The 17,290-nt window shown below is 64.6% G+C and carries 14 protein-coding genes; 8 read left to right on the top strand and 6 right to left on the bottom strand.

Annotated features, from left to right (window positions below; translation table 11 throughout):
- Window positions 1-104: 104 nt before the first annotated feature.
- Genes ACVISU_RS09880 through ACVISU_RS09890 form a run of 3 tightly spaced genes read right to left on the bottom strand, consistent with a single transcriptional unit; the run spans window position 105 to window position 3,222 of the window.
- The gene (locus ACVISU_RS09880) at window positions 105-605 is read right to left on the bottom strand and encodes a hypothetical protein (RefSeq protein WP_456706807.1); all 501 of its coding nucleotides are present in this window, start codon (window positions 603-605) and stop codon (window positions 105-107) included.
- Window positions 602-1,669 carry a phosphotransferase family protein gene (locus ACVISU_RS09885; protein ID WP_456706808.1) on the bottom strand — a complete coding sequence of 356 codons (1,068 nt, stop codon included), beginning with the start codon at window positions 1,667-1,669 and terminating at the stop codon, window positions 602-604. The genes ACVISU_RS09880 and ACVISU_RS09885 overlap by 4 nt, the downstream gene beginning before the upstream one ends.
- A complete protein-coding gene (locus tag ACVISU_RS09890; RefSeq protein WP_456706809.1) occupies window positions 1,669-3,222 on the bottom strand; it encodes an acyl-CoA synthetase in 1,554 nt (517 codons plus the stop codon). Before ACVISU_RS09890 ends, ACVISU_RS09885 begins: the two co-directional genes overlap by 1 nt.
- Before the next feature lie 205 nt (window positions 3,223-3,427).
- Here ACVISU_RS09890 and ACVISU_RS09895 point away from each other — a divergent pair, with 205 nt between their 5' ends.
- The 7 genes from ACVISU_RS09895 (at window position 3,428) to ACVISU_RS09925 (ending at window position 12,040) form a co-directional block, all read left to right on the top strand.
- Window positions 3,428-4,651, top strand: a complete 1,224-nt coding sequence (locus ACVISU_RS09895; protein WP_456706810.1) for an ABC transporter substrate-binding protein — start codon at window positions 3,428-3,430, stop codon at window positions 4,649-4,651.
- Between the two features lie 54 nt (window positions 4,652-4,705).
- Window positions 4,706-5,821 carry a hypothetical protein gene (locus ACVISU_RS09900; RefSeq protein ID WP_456706811.1) on the top strand — a complete coding sequence of 372 codons (1,116 nt, stop codon included), beginning with the start codon at window positions 4,706-4,708 and terminating at the stop codon, window positions 5,819-5,821.
- Between the two features lie 5 nt (window positions 5,822-5,826).
- Window positions 5,827-6,753, top strand: a complete 927-nt coding sequence (locus tag ACVISU_RS09905; RefSeq protein ID WP_456706812.1) for an acyl-CoA thioesterase — start codon at window positions 5,827-5,829, stop codon at window positions 6,751-6,753.
- 139 nt (window positions 6,754-6,892) lie between these two features.
- A complete protein-coding gene (locus ACVISU_RS09910) occupies window positions 6,893-7,198 on the top strand; it encodes a hypothetical protein (protein WP_172803656.1) in 306 nt (101 codons plus the stop codon).
- 280 nt (window positions 7,199-7,478) lie between these two features.
- A complete protein-coding gene (locus tag ACVISU_RS09915) occupies window positions 7,479-9,809 on the top strand; it encodes a TonB-dependent siderophore receptor (protein ID WP_456710792.1) in 2,331 nt (776 codons plus the stop codon).
- A gap of 1 nt (window position 9,810) precedes the next feature.
- The gene (locus tag ACVISU_RS09920) at window positions 9,811-10,839 is read left to right on the top strand and encodes an extracellular solute-binding protein (RefSeq protein WP_456706813.1); all 1,029 of its coding nucleotides are present in this window, start codon (window positions 9,811-9,813) and stop codon (window positions 10,837-10,839) included.
- Complete coding sequence (locus tag ACVISU_RS09925; RefSeq protein ID WP_456706814.1) at window positions 10,832-12,040, top strand: PepSY-associated TM helix domain-containing protein; 1,209 nt, start codon at window positions 10,832-10,834, stop codon at window positions 12,038-12,040. The genes ACVISU_RS09920 and ACVISU_RS09925 overlap by 8 nt, the downstream gene beginning before the upstream one ends.
- 9 nt (window positions 12,041-12,049) lie before the next feature.
- On the opposite strand, the gene ACVISU_RS09930 is transcribed toward ACVISU_RS09925, so the two are convergent.
- Window positions 12,050-12,577 carry a DUF4269 domain-containing protein gene (locus tag ACVISU_RS09930; protein WP_050401549.1) on the bottom strand — a complete coding sequence of 176 codons (528 nt, stop codon included), beginning with the start codon at window positions 12,575-12,577 and terminating at the stop codon, window positions 12,050-12,052.
- Window positions 12,578-12,790: 213 nt separating this feature from the next.
- Window positions 12,791-14,428 (bottom strand): isocitrate lyase, encoded by a 1,638-nt coding sequence (locus ACVISU_RS09935; protein ID WP_456706815.1) that lies wholly within the window; start codon window positions 14,426-14,428, stop codon window positions 12,791-12,793.
- Between the two features lie 145 nt (window positions 14,429-14,573).
- Between ACVISU_RS09935 and ACVISU_RS09940 the strand changes: the two genes are divergently transcribed.
- Window positions 14,574-16,010 (top strand): helix-turn-helix domain-containing protein, encoded by a 1,437-nt coding sequence (locus ACVISU_RS09940; protein ID WP_050401551.1) that lies wholly within the window; start codon window positions 14,574-14,576, stop codon window positions 16,008-16,010.
- Window positions 16,011-16,019: 9 nt separating this feature from the next.
- On the opposite strand, the gene serA is transcribed toward ACVISU_RS09940, so the two are convergent.
- The gene (gene serA, locus ACVISU_RS09945; RefSeq protein ID WP_050401552.1) at window positions 16,020-17,273 is read right to left on the bottom strand and encodes a phosphoglycerate dehydrogenase; all 1,254 of its coding nucleotides are present in this window, start codon (window positions 17,271-17,273) and stop codon (window positions 16,020-16,022) included.
- Window positions 17,274-17,290 lie beyond the last annotated feature (17 nt).

Below are 17,290 nucleotides of genomic sequence, written 5' to 3' on the forward strand. Positions count from 1 at the left end.
ATAGCACGGGCGCGACGAGCGGGCAAGCTTCTTTGCGAACCCAGCGCCGATCGCCGGAACAGCGCGCAACGATGCAATCACCGGTAGTTGGCGACGCAACCATCTCAGCCCTGCGCCGCGCCGCTATCACCGCCTGCGATTTGCTGCAGCATCGACTTCGGCGTCGTCGCAAGCTCGATCTTGAGCTGGTCGCAGATCGCCCGGCGCAGCAGCCGCTCGATCCCCGCGACATCGCGATTGGCCGCACGCGCGCCCTCGCCGCTCGCCCAGAGCAGAAGCTGTCCCAGTTGCCGGTCGCCATCGTCCCGCATCGCCTCGATCGCGGCGACGTCCAGCAGATCGCCCCCGATGCGCGGCGTCGCCGGAAGCTCCGGATGCGCCATGCCGTCAGCCAATCGTTTGACCGCAGCAAAAGTATCGTCCTGCAGACGCACCTGCTCAAGCAGCGGTCCAGCCTTCCAATCGGCTGCGAGCTTCAGGCCGTTCAGCGCATAGATCGCCGAAAACACCTGGCCGCGGACGAAATCGTCACGGCTGTTCGGCACGACATGGCTTTGCAGGGCATCGACGATGCCGTCGATCAGCCGTTCGAAGGATGCACTCATGCCGCGGCTTCCAATGCGCGTTCGAAGGCCCGCACGATCGAGGGCATCTGGCTTGCCATCACGGCAAGCCGCATGTCGTTGAAGCGATCGACCTCGAAGGCGCGCACCGCGCACATCTGGATCGCCGCCGCCTGATACAGCGCGTAGGCCTCGTAGAAGGCGAGACTCTTGTCCGACACCGCAATGCCTGAGGCGCGCTGATAGAGATCAATCACCTCGGCGCGCTCGAGCACGCCATAGAGCCTCCGGCTCCCGGCATTGAAGGTCGGCATCATCGCCCAGGCCAGATCCTCATGGGGATCGCCGAGGTGCGCGAGCTCCCAATCGAGGATGGCGGTGATCCGCCCGTTGCGCTCGATGAAGTTACCGATCCGGTAGTCGCCATGCACGATGGTGCGGCATGGCGGCTGCGGGCAGTTGTTCTCAAGCCAGCGCCCGCCCCAATCGAGCAGCGGATAATAGCGCGCGGTCGGACGCGCCAGCGAAGCGCGCCAGCCGGCGATCGCGCGGACTTCGGCGCGTTCTCCGCCCAGTTGCATCGATGCAAATGGCGTTGTGCCCGTATCGATCCGGTGCAGCGATGCCAGGATCTCGACGAATTGCCGGGCGATCGCACGCTTGCGGTCCGGATCGAGCTCGCTCGCCGCCCATGGCGCGGGAACGTCGCCCTCGACATGGGTGCAGATGAAGAAGGGAAAGCCGATCTCGGCGCCGTGCTGTTCTGACGACACCAACGCCGGAACCGGCACGCCGCTGCCGGCCAGCGACTGCAATGCATGGACTTGCGGCAGCACGGAGTAAGGTGCAAACAGCCCGTTCGGCGGACCGACGCGCAGGATCAGTTTGCGATCCCCGTCGGCCGCAGAACGCGCCACGAAAGCATAGGTGATCCACGAGAAGCCGGATGATTTGCGGCCAAAGCTCGTGATCTCCGTCCGGCTCCCGGAGATCCGCGACAGATGCTGTGCGAGCGCCGTTTGCACCACGTTGTCATTGACCGCGACCTGACGAAGAAGCTCCGGCGCGGCCGACACATCATCGGGTCGTTTCGCAACGTCCTGCATCAATTGACCGACCTCGCATAGCCCTGCCACTTCTCCTGGCGCAGCGCCGACTTCATGATCTTGCCGGAACCGGTCAGCGGCAGCGGTTCGAGACGGATGTCGACCGAGCGTGGGCACTTGTAGCCCGCGATCAGGGTGCGGCAATGCGCGATCACCATGTCGGAATCGAGCTGCGCGCCGTCCTTCGGCACGACGATCGCGTGCACTGCCTCGCCCCATTGCGGATCTGGTATCGCAATGACAGCGCATTCCTTGACGTGCTCGTGCTGGAAGATCGCGTTCTCCACTTCTCCCGAATATACGTTCTCGCCGCCGGAGACGATCATGTCCTTGAGGCGATCGACGATGTAGACGAAGCCGTCCTCGTCCATCCAGGCGCCGTCGCCGGTGTGCAGCCAGCCATTGCGCAGCACGCGTGCGCTCTCCTCGGGCTTCCGCCAGTAGCCGAGCATCACGCCGGCGCCGCGGATCGCGATCTCGCCGACCGTGCCGCGCGGCACTTCGTTGCCCGCGGGGTCGATGATGCGGATTTCGACACCAGGCGCCGCGCGCCCGGCTGATTTGCGCTTGCTCGCCAGCGGTCCCTCCAGCGCGTGGTATTCCCACGGCAAGATGGTCGCCAGCGCCGCGCTCTCGGTCATGCCGTAGCCCTGGTGGAAGCGCCAGCTCGGCAGAACGCGCATCAGCTTGACCAGCAGCGCATCCGGCATCGGCGAGGCGCCATACTCGCAATCCCTGACGCTGCTCAGGTCATACGTGCCGAACGACGGATGATTGAGCATCATGTTGAGCATGGTCGGCACGAACAGGCAGTAATCGACCTTATGCTCGGCAATCGTCTTCATCGCGAGCTCGGGCTCGAATTTCGGGATCGTGACGTGGGTGCCGCCCACCAGCGTGAGCGCGATCATCGGCGAGGTGCCGGCCAGATGAAACATCCCGGCCGAATGTAGATACCGCGTGTCCTCGCGGAACCGGAGCGCATAGATCCAGACCAGCGATTCATAGATGATGTTGGCATGCGAAAGCATCACGCCCTTGGGAAAGCCGGTGGTGCCGCCGGTGTAGAAGATGCCTGCGAGATCGTTGTAGGCGCCGGATGCATCCTCGATCGGCGCATGCGCGACGAGTTCGTCATAGCCCTGCATCCCTTCGGGGACCCGTCCCTCGTCCAGACAGACCATCGCGGTGAGTGATTTCGCGCCGCGCAGGCCCGATGCGATCTCGGCAAAGGCCTTGTCGACCAGCAGCAGTTTTGGCGTGGAATCGTCGATCGCGTAAGCATTCTCGGCGACCGCCCAACGCGTATTGAGCGGCACCGCGACCGCGCCCGCCCAAGCGATGGCATAGAGCGCTTCGATATAGAGATCGCTGTTGTGCGCAAGGATCGCCACGCGATCGCCTGCCTCGATGCCGAGCCGCCGCAACCCGCCCGCGGCGCAGGCGACGCGTTGTCCGATCTCCTTCCAGCTTCGCGACCGTCCGGCGTGGATGGTGCCCGGTGAATCCTTGCGCAACTGCACCGCCGAGATAAGCGCTTGCGTCAGCTTCATGTTTCCTCCTCAACCGCCATCCGGCCGCGCACACCTGCGGATGTTTCCGTCATGCGTGAAGCCGATCTGCCGCCCGGAAATTCTCCAGTTGATAATCCGGACAGACGGTCTATTATTGCATGGCCGACGCGACCGGTAAAGCCCTTGAGGGCACCGCCGCAGGGATCAACGAGCCCCGCAAAAGAGGGCGTCATGGGAGGGGAAGATGCGGAAGCCAATCACAACGCTTGCCGTGTGGGCGTTCGCGCTCACCGGCGCGCTCGGAACAGCGAACGCCCAGAAGGCCTATGGTCCCGGGGTCAGCGACACCGAAATATTGCTCGGCGCCAACGCGCCCTACAGCGGACCGGCGTCGATCTATGCGAGCTTCCCGAAGACCATGCTCGCCTATTTCACGATGCTGAACGAAAAGGGCGGCATCAACGGCCGCCACATCAATTTCGTGATCCGCGATGACGCCTACAGCCCGCCCAAAACCGTGGAGGTCACGCGCGCGCTGGTCGAGAACGACAAGGTGCTCGCGATCATGGCGCCGTTCGGCACGCCGACCAACGCCGCGATCCAGAAATATCTCAACAGCAACGGCGTCCCGCAACTGCTCGTGCAGAGCGGCGGCACCCGCTGGAACGACCCGAAGCAGTTTCCCTGGACGACGCCCTACTCGCCGACCTACGTCAACGAATCCCGGATCATTGCCCGCTACGTGCTGCGCGAGAAGCCCGACGCCAAGATCGGCGTGTTGCTGCAGGCCGACGACATCGGCAAGGATTTTGTGCTTGGCTTGAAGGAAGGGCTGGGTACGAAAGCCGACACGATGATCGTCAAGGAGGCGATGTATCAGTCGACCGAGCCCACGATCGACTCGCAGATCGTGAATCTGAAGGCATCCGGCGCCGACACCATCCTGATCGCCGCTCAGAACAAATTCGCCTCGATGGCGATCCGCAAGATCCATGAGCTCGGCTGGAAGCCGCTGATCTTCCTCGGCTCTACCGCCAATTCGATTGCGGGCGTGCTGGTGCCGGCGGGCATCGAGGCCTCGAGCGGAATCCTGACCACGACATCCTACAAGACGCCGAACGATCCAGCCTGGACCAACGACAAGGGCATGACCGACTATCTCGCCTTCGCCGCCAAATACATGCCGGGAATGGACCCGAACGACGTGATCGCGGTGACCGGCTACACGACGGCCCAGCTCGGCGCCATCATCCTGCAGCGCTGCGGCGACAATCTCACGCGGGAGAACGTGCTGAAGCAGGCCACCAACCTCAGCGGCATCGAGCTGCCGATGCTGCTTCCGGGCATCACGATCCAGACCACGCCGCAGGATTACGCCGCGATCACCGAGCGCCGCTTCGCCCGCTTCGACGGCAAGACCTGGGTGCTGTTCGGCGACATCGTGGGCGCGGGCCCGGCCAAGGACTGATCCCGCTCCGCCCATCCGACTGACCGAACCGGCTCAAACACAAGGACAAGAACAATGCTGACAGCCCAGGACGATCTCATCGGCCATCAGACGCCGCAGCCGTTTGCCAAGGCAGGCGGCGGCGATGTCAGGTTCACCGAACGCTACTGGTACACCGCACATCCGATCGACGACCGCAAGCTGCTGATCGACATCGGGCTCGGCTATTACCCGAATCGCAACGTGATGGACGGGTTTGCCGGCATCACGATCGGCCGCCGCCAGCACAATTTCCGTGCCTCGCGCCGGCTCGGGACACGTCCACTGGAGACGGAAGTCGGCGGCCTCAGGATCGAGATCGTCGAGGGCAACAGCCTGCACAGGGTCTCGCTCGCCGACAATCCGTCCGGAATCAGCTTTGAGCTCGAGTTCAAGGCAAGCTTTCCTGCGGCACAGGAGAAGCAGAATTTTCGCGAGCGCAACGGCGTCGTCGAGGAGGACCTTGCGCGCGTCTCGCAATTCGGCCGCTGGCGCGGCTGGATCGTCGCCGACGGCAAGCGCTACGACATCGAGCCGGAACTATGGTGGGGACAGCGCGACCGCTCCTGGGGCCTGCGCTCGGAGATGCGCACCGACGAGACCACGCCGCCGGTTGCAACCCATCGCAATTTCTTCTGGACCTGGTCGATGTTCCAGTTCGAGACGTCGGCGCTATCGATCTTCATCAAGGAGCGTACGCCGGGCAAGCCGCATTATCTCTCGGGCACCGAGTTCCGCCGCGAAGCTGACGGATCGGTTTCGCATCGCGAGGTGACTTCGGTCGAGCACAGGATCGAATGGGCCGACGATCCGCTCGGCCAGACCATCACGGCGGCCGACTTCACTTTCAGCTTCGATCGCGGCGAGCCGCGCCGCGTCAGGATGCACGGGCTACCGACCCGATTTTATCTGAAGGCCGGCATGTATGGCGGCCTGCAAGGCTGGACCCATGGCGACGACCGCGGCGAGAACCATGCCGCGCACGACATCTGGAACCTCGACGACGCGGCGACGCGCGCTGTCGCGCGCACGCTATCGGACCATGTCGTCCGGCTCGAGAGCGGCACCGAGACCGGATTTGGCATCAGCGAGTATGGCGTCGCCGCCGGCTATCCGCTCTATCCGGGACCTCAGAAATTCCCGGCGATGTGATCGGGATGGACGGGCAAGGCACGCGCATCGCGCAGGGTGTCGATACCGCGTGCGATCCTTGGGATGGCAAGGCGGCGGAGGCGCTGGTCTCGCTCGAGACCGTCGCCCCGCTGCGCTATCGCAGCCGCTTCGGCGACGGCAATCTCAACGGGCGCTCTTACGGCGGCCAGATCCTTGGCCAGGCCATGATGGCCGCGACGCTCAGCGCGCCCGAAGATCGCCCGGCGGCGATGCTGCAGCTGTTGTTCCTGCGCGGCGCCGATCCCACCCGGCGCATCACATTTGACGCGACGGTCCTGCAGGATGGCAAGCGGTTCTCGTCGCGTCATGTCGTCGGCAACCAGGGCAACGGGCACACCGTGCTGAGCGCGCAGGCGACGTTTTGCGCACCGCAGCCGGGCCCGCGGCACGCGGTGCCGTTCGCGCCGTTGGAGGATCCTGAGAGCCTGCCCGATCTGACCACGATCCCCGACGGGCTGATGGCACAGTTGCGACCGCTCGGTCCGTATTCGCAGCACATCAAGCCCAGCATGGATTTCCGCATCCCCGAGATCGAACGTCAGCTGTCGGCCGCGACGGCAGAGCCACGCCTGCGCTTCTGGATCAGATGCCGACAACCGCTCGCCGCCGGTTCGCGCACCCAGGCCGCGGTGTTCGCCTATCTCTCGGATTGGTGGCTCAACTTCTCCAGCGTCAGCGGCCATCTCCGCGACCTGCAGGAGCGCGCGCCACTTTATCTGTCGAGCCTCAACCATTGCATCTGGTTTCATCGCGCATTTTCGCCCGACGCCTGGATGCATGTCGAAACCGAGAGCCCCTGCGCCGATGGTGGCCGCGGGCTGTCGATCGCGCGCGTCCATGGCCGCGATGGGGCCATGCTCGCGACCTCGATCCAGGAAACCTTGATGGTGCATCCCGACGGGGATGCGTAAGCCACGCCGTGATAGTTGAGCGCATGTCGTGATCGCGGCTGAGTTGCAGCCGTTGCCAGCTATCGGTTCCATCACCTGTTGAATCCCGGCAACACCGCCAGACAAAATGCGCAATCATGCCGATTGCGCACTTTGAATCATGAAGGCGCCGCATCGCTGTCAAATCCTGTCTGCGGGCGACGCAACAAGAACACGATTGGGGAAAACCACCATGCAGCAGGCAGTCTCGGGCGCACGGAATGCGGAATCGCCTGGATACGTCCTTTACTTCCAGCTCGCCAGCAACGGCGCGAGACGCGCGTGCAGCCTGACGATCCAGGCGGAAAGCGCCGACGAGGCGGCGCGGATTTTCCGCGAGAACTGGGGCACGATTGAATCGATGGCACGCGACGGCGTGAGCACGGGAATGGTCGGCTCGGCGCCCGTAAGCCTCGCGATGTCATGAGGCGCATCGCGCCTCACACGAGCGATCCTACGCTTGAGGCGTGACAGGGCAACGGCCGCTGACCTCAAGCCAGGATCGCGCGACCATTTGACGCTCTAACGTGACAATCAAACATGAGATGCGGGGCTCGCCCACAAGCGCGAGCCCCATCGCGTCTTAGAACGATTCAAATCCAATCCGGTTAGAGGGATTCAAGTCTGCTCCGGTTCTTTTCGCGCGCGCCGACTGCTAGAGGCGCGAGGTGAATACGTTCGTGTGAATCGGAAGTGCAAGAGTGCCTGTGAATGCTGATGGCCGGAATGTCGGCGACCGTCGAAATGCCGCCGACAAGGGCCGCACCCACCTGCTGATCGGCGCGGCATTCCTTATCGCCGATATCTCCTCCGCGGTGACGCCGGCAAGCGCCCAATCGAGCGTCCCCTTGCCGCCGGTCACGGTCGACCAACCAACACAGAAGCGCAAGCCCGCCGCTGCGGCGAAGCCGGCGCAGCGAACGCAGGCGGCCGCCGCGGCACGGCAGCGCAGTCGAAATGCGCAACCGGCGCCACCGACACCTTCGGAGCGCGCTGCCGCTGCCGCCGCCATGCTGAACGAAGCCAAGCTGCACTATCGCGCGATGCCGAGCTCGACCACCTTGCGCAGCGGCGCCTCACCGCTCGACACCGCGCAAACCGTCAACATCGTGCCTGAGCAGGTGCTGAAGGATCAGCTGCCGCGCAATCTCGATGACGCGCTCGCCAATGTCAGCGGTGTCACCCAGGGCAACACTTTGGCCGGCACCCAGGATGCGGTGATGCGCCGCGGCTTCGGCGACAACCGCGACGGCTCGATCATGCGCAACGGCATGCCGCTGGTGCAGGGTCGCAGCCTCAACACGGCGGTCGAGAGCGTCGAGGTGCTGAAAGGCCCGGCATCGCTGCTCTACGGCATCATGGATCCCGGCGGCATCGTCAACACCATCAGCAAGCGCCCCGAGCTCTATCAACATGGCTCGGTCACCCTGCTCGGCTCGACCTTCGCCAACAACAAAAACGGCGCCGACGGCAACATCGACATTACCGGCCCGATCGGCAATGGCGGCCTCGCCTATCGCTTCATCGGCTATGGCGTGAGCGAGGACTATTGGCGCAATTTCGGCCGTCACCGCGAAATGCTGGTGGCGCCATCGCTGGCCTGGTACGGCGACAGCACCACCGTGCAGCTGAATTACGAGCACCGCGAGTTCATCACGCCGTTCGACCGCGGCACGGCATTCGATTCCGCGACCAAGGCGCCGCTAGCGATCCCGGCGACGCGCCGGCTCGACGAGCCCTTCAACAACGTGTGGGGCACTTCCGACCTGATGCAGGCCTCGGTCGAACACCGCCTGAACCAGGACTGGAAGCTGTTCGCGGCCTACAGCTACAACACCGAGACATTCAGCGCCAACCAGCTTCGCATCACCGGCATCAATACCAAGACCGGCGTCGAGACCCGCAGCAATGACGGCACGCAGGGCTCGCTCAGCAATGCGAGCTACGGCACCTCCTATCTGCAGGGCAATGTCTGGCTCGGCAGCATCCGCAACGAGGTGCTGTTCGGCGGCGACGGCCAGTATCGCACGATCTACCGCGACAATCTGATCCGGCAGGCGACGCCGAGCTTCAACTTCTACAATCCGGCCTATGGCCTGATCACGCCGGGCACCACGGTGTCCGCTACCGACAGCGCCCAGACCGACAAGCTCGGCCAGTGGTCGCTGTTCTTCCAGGACACGGTGCACCTGACCGAGCGCTTCGCGCTGGTCGGCGGCGTGCGCTACATGGAATACGACCAGATCGCGGGCAAGGGACGCCCCTTCATCACCAACACCAACGTCTCGCAGGACAAGGCGCTGCCGCTCGGCGGCGCGATTCTCAAGCTCACCGACGAGGTCTCGCTCTATGCGAGCTACACCCAGTCGCTGAAGCCGACCTCGACCATTGCACCGCTCAGCGGCGGCGTCGTGATCGGCTCCAACATCGCCCCGGAAGAGGGCACCCAGTGGGAGACCGGCGTCAAGTTCGACTTCAACAAGCGTATCTCCGGCACGCTTGCGCTTTACGACATCGACAAGAAGAACGTGCTGGTCTCGCAGCTCAACGCTGCGACCGGCATCGTCGAGTACCGCACCGCGGGCAAGGTTCGCTCCCGCGGTGTCGAACTCGACGTGACCGGCAGGCTGACCGACAATTGGAGTATGATCGGGAGCTACGGCTATACCGACGCGCGCGTCACCGACGATCCGGTGCTCGTCGGCAAGGCGCTGCAGAACGTCGCGCTCAACACCGCCTCGCTCTATCTGGTCTATGATTTCGGCACCACGCTGCCTGGTCGGCTGCGTCTCGGCGGCGGCGCGCGCTATGTCGGCGACCGGCCCGGCGATGCCGCCAACAGCTTCGCGCTGCCGGCCTACACCGTCGCGGATGTCTTCGCCACCTACGAGACCAAGGTCCAGGCGTTCCCGGTGATCTACCAGTTCAACGTCAAGAACCTGTTCGACACCGTCTATTATCCCTCGGCCGTCAGCAATCTGGCCGTGGCGATGGGCGACGCGCGGCGTTTCTCGCTCTCGGCGACGGTGAAATTCTAGCATGGCCACGGCACGGATAGCGATCGGACTGCTGGCCGCTCTGGCCGCGCTCGCGTACGCCTGCACCGCGGTCCGCGCCGACGAGCTGACGCTCTACTCCACCCGCGAAGCCAATCTGCTCGAGCCTGCCGTCGCGGCGTTCACGGCAGCGACCGGCACCAAGGTCACGACCGTCTTCGTCGAGGACAGCCTGGTCAAGCGACTGATGTCCGAGGGCGACAATTCCGCCGCGGATGTCCTGCTGACCATCGGTCTCGACAAGACGGCCCAGCTTGCCGCGCGCGGGCTGACGCAGGCGCTGGCATCACCGCCCCTCGAGCGGGCGGTGCCGGCGAACCTGCGCGGCGGCGACGGCAGCCAGTGGATCGCGCTCGCAATCCGTCCGCGTGTGGTGTTCGCACGCAAGGATGACGCGCTCGCCGCGATCACCTATGAAGAGCTCGCCGATCCCAAATGGCATGGCAAGCTGTGCATGCGGCCGGCTGCGCACCAGAACAATGTCGCGCTGATCGCGGCCTACCTCGCGCATCACGGAACAGATGCGACGGAGAGCTGGCTTGGCGGACTGAAGCACAATCTTGCCCACAAGCCGGCCGGCAAGGACAACGACGTGGTCCGCGAGATCGCGGAAGGACGTTGCGACATCGGGATCGGCAACACGGTCGCGCTCGCGCAGCTTCGCGACGGCCGCGAAGGCAATGACTGGCGCGGATGGGCGGAGACCGTGAAGGCGGTGCCGACGGCGTTCGCGGGCGGCGGCAGTCACGTCAACCTGACGGGTGCCGCGATCGCCCGCCACGCGCCGCATCCGGCCGCGGCGCGCGCGTTCCTCGAATTCCTCGTCACACCCGAGGCCCAGACGATCTTCTCCGCCGCCGAGCTGGAATACCCGGTGCTGGAGACCGCAAAGCAGGCGCCGATCGTGGCGGAAATCGGATCGTTCGCTGCCGATGCTCTGCCGATTGACCAGATCGCTTCACATCAGGCTGCCGCAATCGCCCTGATCCGAAAGGCCGGATTCGATGAGTGATGTCCGACGCCCAATCAAGGCCGCGCTGCTGCAGGTCCATTCCCTCGCCGGCCTCGCGCTGGCGCTGCTGTGGGCGGTGGTCGGCCTCACCGGCGCGACGATGGCCTTCGAGGACGAGATCGAGGCCAGCCTGAACAGCCACATCATGCGCGTCGACGCCAGTGCGAGGCGGCGGCTGACACCGGATGAGCTGGTCACACGGCTGCAGTCGGCGGGCGACTTCGGCAGGGGCTCCGCCGTGACGATGGCAAGCGACCCGTCAGCGGCCGCACGCATCCGCTTCGCCCGCAGCGAAGGCGGCGCGCGGCCATCCTCGGTCTATGTCGACCCCTATGACGGACATGTGCTCGGCTCGCCGTCCGGCGAGGACTTCTTCGCGACCGTCCGCAAGCTGCATCGCTGGCTGCTGTTGGCCGGCGACGGCAACGGCATGGGACGCAAGATCACCGGCACTGCCGCGATTGGCCTGATCGTGATGCTGATCACCGGCCTCGTGCTGCGCTGGCCGCATCGCGCGCGCAGCGTGAAGATATGGCTGAAGCCGAACCTCGGCCTGCGCGGGCGCGGCCTGCACCGCTCGCTGCACGCCGTGATCGGCACCTGGGTGCTGCCGGTCTATCTGGTGATGACGCTGACCGGCCTGTGGTACTCGTTCGAGTGGTACAAGGCCGGCGCCAACTGGCTCCTGGCGCGGCCTCAGCCCACGGATGCTGGGATGCAGCCCAAGCCACCGCGCGGCGCGGCTGCGGACAAGCGCGAGGCCAAGACCGACAGCAGCGCCGAGGCAAAATCGCTCGCCTTCGATCGGGTCTGGACCACGTTCCTGCAGCAAGAGAAGAACGATTACGGGCGGGTCCTGTTGACCCTGCCGGCCGGCGCGGGCACGGCCGTGCGCGTGCGGTCATGGCCACGGGATTCGTCGCTCGAGAGCGTGCGTGACGAATTCCGGATCGATGCCGTCACCGGGCACGTGATCTCGTCGGATCGCTACGCGGACAAGACGTTCGGCGAGCGTGTCCTTGCCGGCGTGCTCGACATACACCGCGGCGCCATCCTGGGGTGGCCCGGCAAGCTCGCCTTCATGCTGGCCGCCGCCATGATGCCATTGTTCGCCGTGACCGGCTTGCTGCTCTATCTGTCGCGCCGCAAGCACCGGCGCCTCGTTCGGCCGCCGATGGGCCGCCTCGTTCCGGGCGAATAGACCGCGCCATCAGCCGAGGCCGCACGCCGCGAGCCGTGCCCGCAATGCGTTGTCCGTTTCAGTCGCGAGTTCGAGCAATCCACGATAGGGATCGCCCGATATCCCGAGCACGGCGGCGAACGCAGGCTCGGTCTTGAGGCCGTCCGCCCGCAATTTGCCGACGGCTCGCCGCAGCCGTCCGTCATCTAGCGCAAGCAACCGCCGTTCGACATCGAAATGAATCCAGCCCGGCTGCCGGTCGACCGGGCGCCGGTCACCGAACAGTTCGAACGGCCAACCGTCCCACACGAATCGGGCAATCACCGGCCGCGCTTCCGAGGTCCATCGGTAGAGGGCGAAATCAGCGGCCGATCGATAGTGGGCCCAGACGGTCTCGGCAAACGCGTCCGGATCGAACGCATGACAGACGACATCGATGTCGCTGCCGGCTACGGCCAGGTCGAGCGGCAGCGTTCCGACGACGCGTGGATCGAACGGCTTGAGCCGCTCCATCACGGCGGAGCTGGTGACGGCAGATGCGTAGTGCCCGATAGCCATCGCACGGCATTCCCTCAAGTTCGTAGGGTATCATGCGCGCGTGGAATACGTGAACCTCCACACATGCTCGAGGCCTTGAGAGGGTTTGCAAGCGGAACGGGTCGATCCCGACCGCGTCAGCATGGTCGAAACCGCCCCGCCAAATAGAGAACAGGCGGGACTGCCTCGCAATCCCGCCTGTCCAGCCGATGGTCGCTATGACCCGTCGAAAAATTAGCCGAACTGGTTCATCGTGTTGTGGGCGCCGCCCGCCTTGAGGGCAGCCTCACCGGCGAAGTACTCCTTGTGATCGTCGCCGATGTCGGAGCCCGCCATGTTCTGATGCTTGACGCAAGCGATGCCCTGACGGATCTCCGCGCGCTGCACATTCTTGACGTAGCCCAGCATGCCCTGCTCGCCGAAATACTCCTTCGCGAGATTGTCGGTCGACAGCGCAGCGGTGTGATAGGTCGGCAGCGTGATCAGGTGATGGAAGATGCCGGCGCGCTTGGCCGAATCCGCCTGGAAGGTGCGGATACGCTCGTCGGCTTCCTTGGCCAGCGGGGTGTCGTCGTACTCCGCCTTCATCAGTTCGGCGCGGTTGTACTTGCTGACGTCCTGGCCGGCTTCCTTCATCGCGTCGTAGACCTGCCAACGGAAGTTGAGGGTCCAGTTGAACGACGGCGAGTTGTTGTAGGCAAGCTTGGCGTTCGGGATGACCTTGCGGATGCGGTCGACCATCGAGGCGATCTGCTCGATATGCGGCTTCTCGGTCTCGATCCAGAGCAGGTCGGCGCCGTTCTGCAGCGAGGTGATGCAGTCGAGCACGCAACGATCCGCGCCGGTGCCGGGGCGGAACTGGTAGAGATTGGAAGGCAGCCGCTTCGGACGCATCATCTTGCCGTTCTGGTTGATGATGACGTCGCCGTTGCGCGCATTGGCAGCCGTCACTTCCTCGCAATCGAGGAAGCTGTTGTACTGGTCGCCGATGTCGCCGGGCTTGTGGCTCACAGCGATCTGCTGGGTCAGGCCGGCACCGAGCGAGTCGGTACGGGTCACGATGATGCCGTCTTCGACGCCGAGCTCGAGGAATGCGTGGCGGCAGGCGCGAATCTTGGCGATGAACACCTCGTGCGGCACGGTGACCTTGCCGTCCTGGTGGCCGCACTGCTTCTCGTCGGAGACCTGGTTCTCGATCTGCAGCGCGCAGGCGCCCGCCTCGATCATCTTCTTGGCGAGCAGGTAGGTCGCCTCGGCATTGCCGAAGCCGGCATCGATGTCGGCGATGACGGGCACGACGTGGGTCTGGAAGTTGTCGATCTTCTCGATCAGCGCCTTTTCCTTCGCCTTGTCGCCTTCCTTGCGCGCCGCATCGAGCGCGCGGAAGATGTCGTTGAGCTCACGGGAATCCGCCTGGCGCAGGAAGGTGTAGAGCTCTTCGATCAGCGCCGGCACCGAGGTCTTCTCGTGCATCGACTGGTCGGGCAGCGGGCCGAATTCGGAACGCAGCGCAGCGATCATCCAGCCGGAGAGATAGAGGTAACGGCGGTCGGTATTGCCGAAGTGCTTCTTGACCGAGATCAGCTTCTGCTGGGCGATGAAGCCGTGCCAGCAGCCGAGCGACTGGGTGTACTTGGTGCTGTCGGCATCATAGGCGGCCATGTCGGCGCGCATCAGCGCAGCCGTGTAGCGGGCAACATCCAGACCGGTCTTGAAGCGGTTTTGCAGGCGCATGCGCGCCACGGCCTCGGCGGTGACGCCGTTCCAGGTGTCTTTGGTCTTGAGCAGCGCTTCGGCCGCCTCAATCTCGCTCTGATACGAAGCCGGTCCCTGGATGGCCCGGTCGCTGATCCCGCGCGGTTGGAAGTTCATGTCCGTGATCCCTTCGGTGACGAAATAACTGCACCGTTTGTGACGCGCGGCGTCATCGGGAGCTAGACCTGGCGCGGAAAACTTGTCATAACTTACAAGATACCGATGTATTGTTGTAAGAATTTTACAAGTCTTGGATGAGACAATGGTAACCTCAAGCGCCCGTTCCGTTTTCATGGGCCCGCGGCTGCGACGGCTGCGGCGCGACCTCGGGCTGACCCAGGCCGACATGGCCGCCGACCTCGAAATCTCGGCCCCCTATGTCGCGCTGCTGGAACGCAATCAGCGGCCGGTGACGGCCGACATGCTGCTTCGTCTGGCCCGCACCTACAAGATCGATCTGGCCGACCTCGCCGGCGACGGCGGCGCCGATCACACCGCGCGCATGCAGTCGATCTTGAAGGAGCCGATGTTCGCCGACATCGACATCCCCGCGCTCGAGGTCAGCGACCTCGCGGTCAGCTATCCCGGAATGACCGAAGCCTTCCTGCGCCTTTACACCGCCTATCGCGAAGAGCAGCTGGCGCTTGCCGAGCGGCGCGCACCGGATCTGGCGGGAGCTGCCTTGCTGCCGGGCGAGAATTTTGACGCCAACGATCCCGTCGCGGAGGTCAGGCGATTCCTCGCCGCGCGCCGCAACAACTTCGCCAACCTCGACGATGCCGCCGAGCGCCTGGTCCACGAACCTGCGGGCCCGGCCGGATTCATCGAACGGCTTCGCGAGCGTCACAAGCTCCAGGTCCGCTATTTGCCGCCCAACGTCATGCTCGGTTCAGTCAGGCGACTGGACCTGCATCGCAGGCAATTGCTGCTCGAGGATTCGCTCGATACCGCGGGCCTCAATTTCCAGCTCGCCAAGCAACTCGCCTATCTGGAACTGGAAGGCGAGATCAGCGCGGCGGTGGAAGACGGCAAGTTTACCAGCAAGAGCGCCGAGTTGCTGGCCCGCCGCGCACTCGCGGCCTATGCGGCGGCCGCGCTCATCATGCCGTACTCGGTGTTTGCTAAAGCGGTCGAGACGCGCCGTTACGATCTCGAGGCGCTGGCGCGCCAGTTCGGCACCAGCTTCGAGCAGACCGCGCACCGCGTCACGACCCTGCAGCGGCCGGGGCTCGAGAAGGTGCCGTTCTTCCTGATCCGCGTCGATCCCGCCGGCAACATTTCCAAGCTGCTCGACGGCGCCGGCTTCCCGTTTGCCAAGCACGGCGGCGCCTGTCCGCTATGGTCGGTGCACGATATCTTCAAGACGCCGCGGCAGATCGTGACGCAATGGCTGGAATTGCCCGACGGTCAGCGGTTCTTCTCGATCGCCCGCACCGTGACCGCCGGCGGCGGCGCGTTCGGCGCCATCCGCGTCGAGCGTGCGATCGCGATCGGCTGCGCCGCCGAGCATGCCGGCCAGTTGATCTATACGCGCGACGGACAGGGGCCGAACGCGGACGAGCCGACCCCGATCGGCGTCGCATGCCGGGTCTGCCATCGCCCGAGATGCGCGGCGCGGTCGGCGCCGCCGATCGGACGGGAGATTCTCCCCGACGATTTCAGAACCTCGAGCGTTCCGTTCGGCTTCTCGGCGGATTGACGCGGTCGATCAGCCCTGCGGCCGGGTCTGGTCGTACAGCACCCGCGCGCGGATGGTGCCGTCGATGGCTCTCAGATCGGCGAGCAGTGCCTCGCCCTCACCGCCGACAACGTCGGTTTCGAGCACGACATAGCCGACTTCCGGATCGGTTTGGAGATATTGTGCCAGGATGTTGATCCCGTGCCGGGAAACCGCGTCGTTGACCTGACGCATGACGCCTGGAACGTTGCGGTGAACATGGATGAAGCGAGTGCCGGTCGGCCGCGCCGGCAATTGCACCTGCGGAAAATTGACCGCGCCGAACGTCGACCCGACATCGGAATAATCGATCAGCTTGCGCGCGACTTCTCCGCCGATGCGATCCTGCGCTTCTTCCGTCGAACCGCCGACATGCGGCGTGAGAATCACATTGGGCAGGCCCTGCAACGGCGAGACGAAACGCGCCTCGTTCGACACCGGCTCGATCGGAAACACGTCGACCGCGGCACCCGCCAGCCGCTCCTCGCGCAGGGCGCTCGCCAGCGCATCGAGGTCGACCACGGTGCCGCGCGAATTGTTGATCAGATAGGCTTCACGCTTCATCAGCTGGAGCTGGGCTGCGCCGATCATGTTGGCGGTGGCCGGCGTCTCCGGCACGTGCAGCGATACGACGTCGCTTGCTGCGAGCAGCGCGTCAAGCGACTCAGCGGGCTCGGTATTGCCGTGGCGGAGCTTGTCGGTCTGATCGAAATAGATCACGCGCATACCCATGGCTTCGGCGAGGTTCGACAGCTGCGAGCCGATGTTGCCGTAGCCGACGATGCCCAGCGTCTTGCCGCGCACCTCGCGGCTACCCTCGGCAGACTTGTCCCAGCCGCCGGCATGCGCAGAGACCGAACGCGGAAAGATCCGGCGGAACAGCATGACGATCTCGGCGATGGTCAGCTCCGCCACGCTGCGGGTGTTGGAGTATGGCGCGTTGAACACGGGGATTCCGAGCTTTCGCGCGGCGTCGAGATCAACCTGATTGGTGCCGACCGAAAAGCAGCCGACGACGAGCAATCGGTCGGCGGCCTCGAGGATTTCTGCGGTCAACTGCGTCCGCGACCGAATTCCCAGCATATGGATGCCCGACAGCGCTTGCTTGAGCTCTTTGGGCCCCAGCGCCTTGGGCAGACGTTGCAGCTCGGTATAGCCGTTCGCCTCGAACATCCGGACCGCGGAATCATTCACGCCCTCCAGCAGGAGCACGCGTATTTTGGTCTTGGGAAGCGACAACATCATCAATATCCAGGCTCGTG

This window comes from Bradyrhizobium sp. USDA 4452 (assembly GCF_054063575.1).

What these genes read in the sequence shown, in the direction of transcription:
- ACVISU_RS09905 (WP_456706812.1), top strand. Translation starts at nt 5,827, where the DNA reads ATGGACGGGCAAGGCACGCGCATCGCGCAGGGTGTCGATACCGCGTGC.
- ACVISU_RS09940 (WP_050401551.1), top strand. Translation starts at nt 14,574, where the DNA reads ATGGTAACCTCAAGCGCCCGTTCCGTTTTCATGGGCCCGCGGCTGCGA.
- ACVISU_RS09895 (WP_456706810.1), top strand. Translation starts at nt 3,428, where the DNA reads ATGCGGAAGCCAATCACAACGCTTGCCGTGTGGGCGTTCGCGCTCACC.
- ACVISU_RS09890 (WP_456706809.1), bottom strand. Translation starts at nt 3,222, where the DNA reads ATGAAGCTGACGCAAGCGCTTATCTCGGCGGTGCAGTTGCGCAAGGAT.
- ACVISU_RS09920 (WP_456706813.1), top strand. Translation starts at nt 9,811, where the DNA reads ATGGCCACGGCACGGATAGCGATCGGACTGCTGGCCGCTCTGGCCGCG.
- ACVISU_RS09910 (WP_172803656.1), top strand. Translation starts at nt 6,893, where the DNA reads ATGAAGGCGCCGCATCGCTGTCAAATCCTGTCTGCGGGCGACGCAACA.
- serA (WP_050401552.1), bottom strand. Translation starts at nt 17,273, where the DNA reads ATGATGTTGTCGCTTCCCAAGACCAAAATACGCGTGCTCCTGCTGGAG.
- ACVISU_RS09925 (WP_456706814.1), top strand. Translation starts at nt 10,832, where the DNA reads ATGAGTGATGTCCGACGCCCAATCAAGGCCGCGCTGCTGCAGGTCCAT.
- ACVISU_RS09900 (WP_456706811.1), top strand. Translation starts at nt 4,706, where the DNA reads ATGCTGACAGCCCAGGACGATCTCATCGGCCATCAGACGCCGCAGCCG.
- ACVISU_RS09935 (WP_456706815.1), bottom strand. Translation starts at nt 14,428, where the DNA reads ATGAACTTCCAACCGCGCGGGATCAGCGACCGGGCCATCCAGGGACCG.
- ACVISU_RS09885 (WP_456706808.1), bottom strand. Translation starts at nt 1,669, where the DNA reads ATGCAGGACGTTGCGAAACGACCCGATGATGTGTCGGCCGCGCCGGAG.
- ACVISU_RS09930 (WP_050401549.1), bottom strand. Translation starts at nt 12,577, where the DNA reads ATGGCTATCGGGCACTACGCATCTGCCGTCACCAGCTCCGCCGTGATG.
- ACVISU_RS09880 (WP_456706807.1), bottom strand. Translation starts at nt 605, where the DNA reads ATGAGTGCATCCTTCGAACGGCTGATCGACGGCATCGTCGATGCCCTG.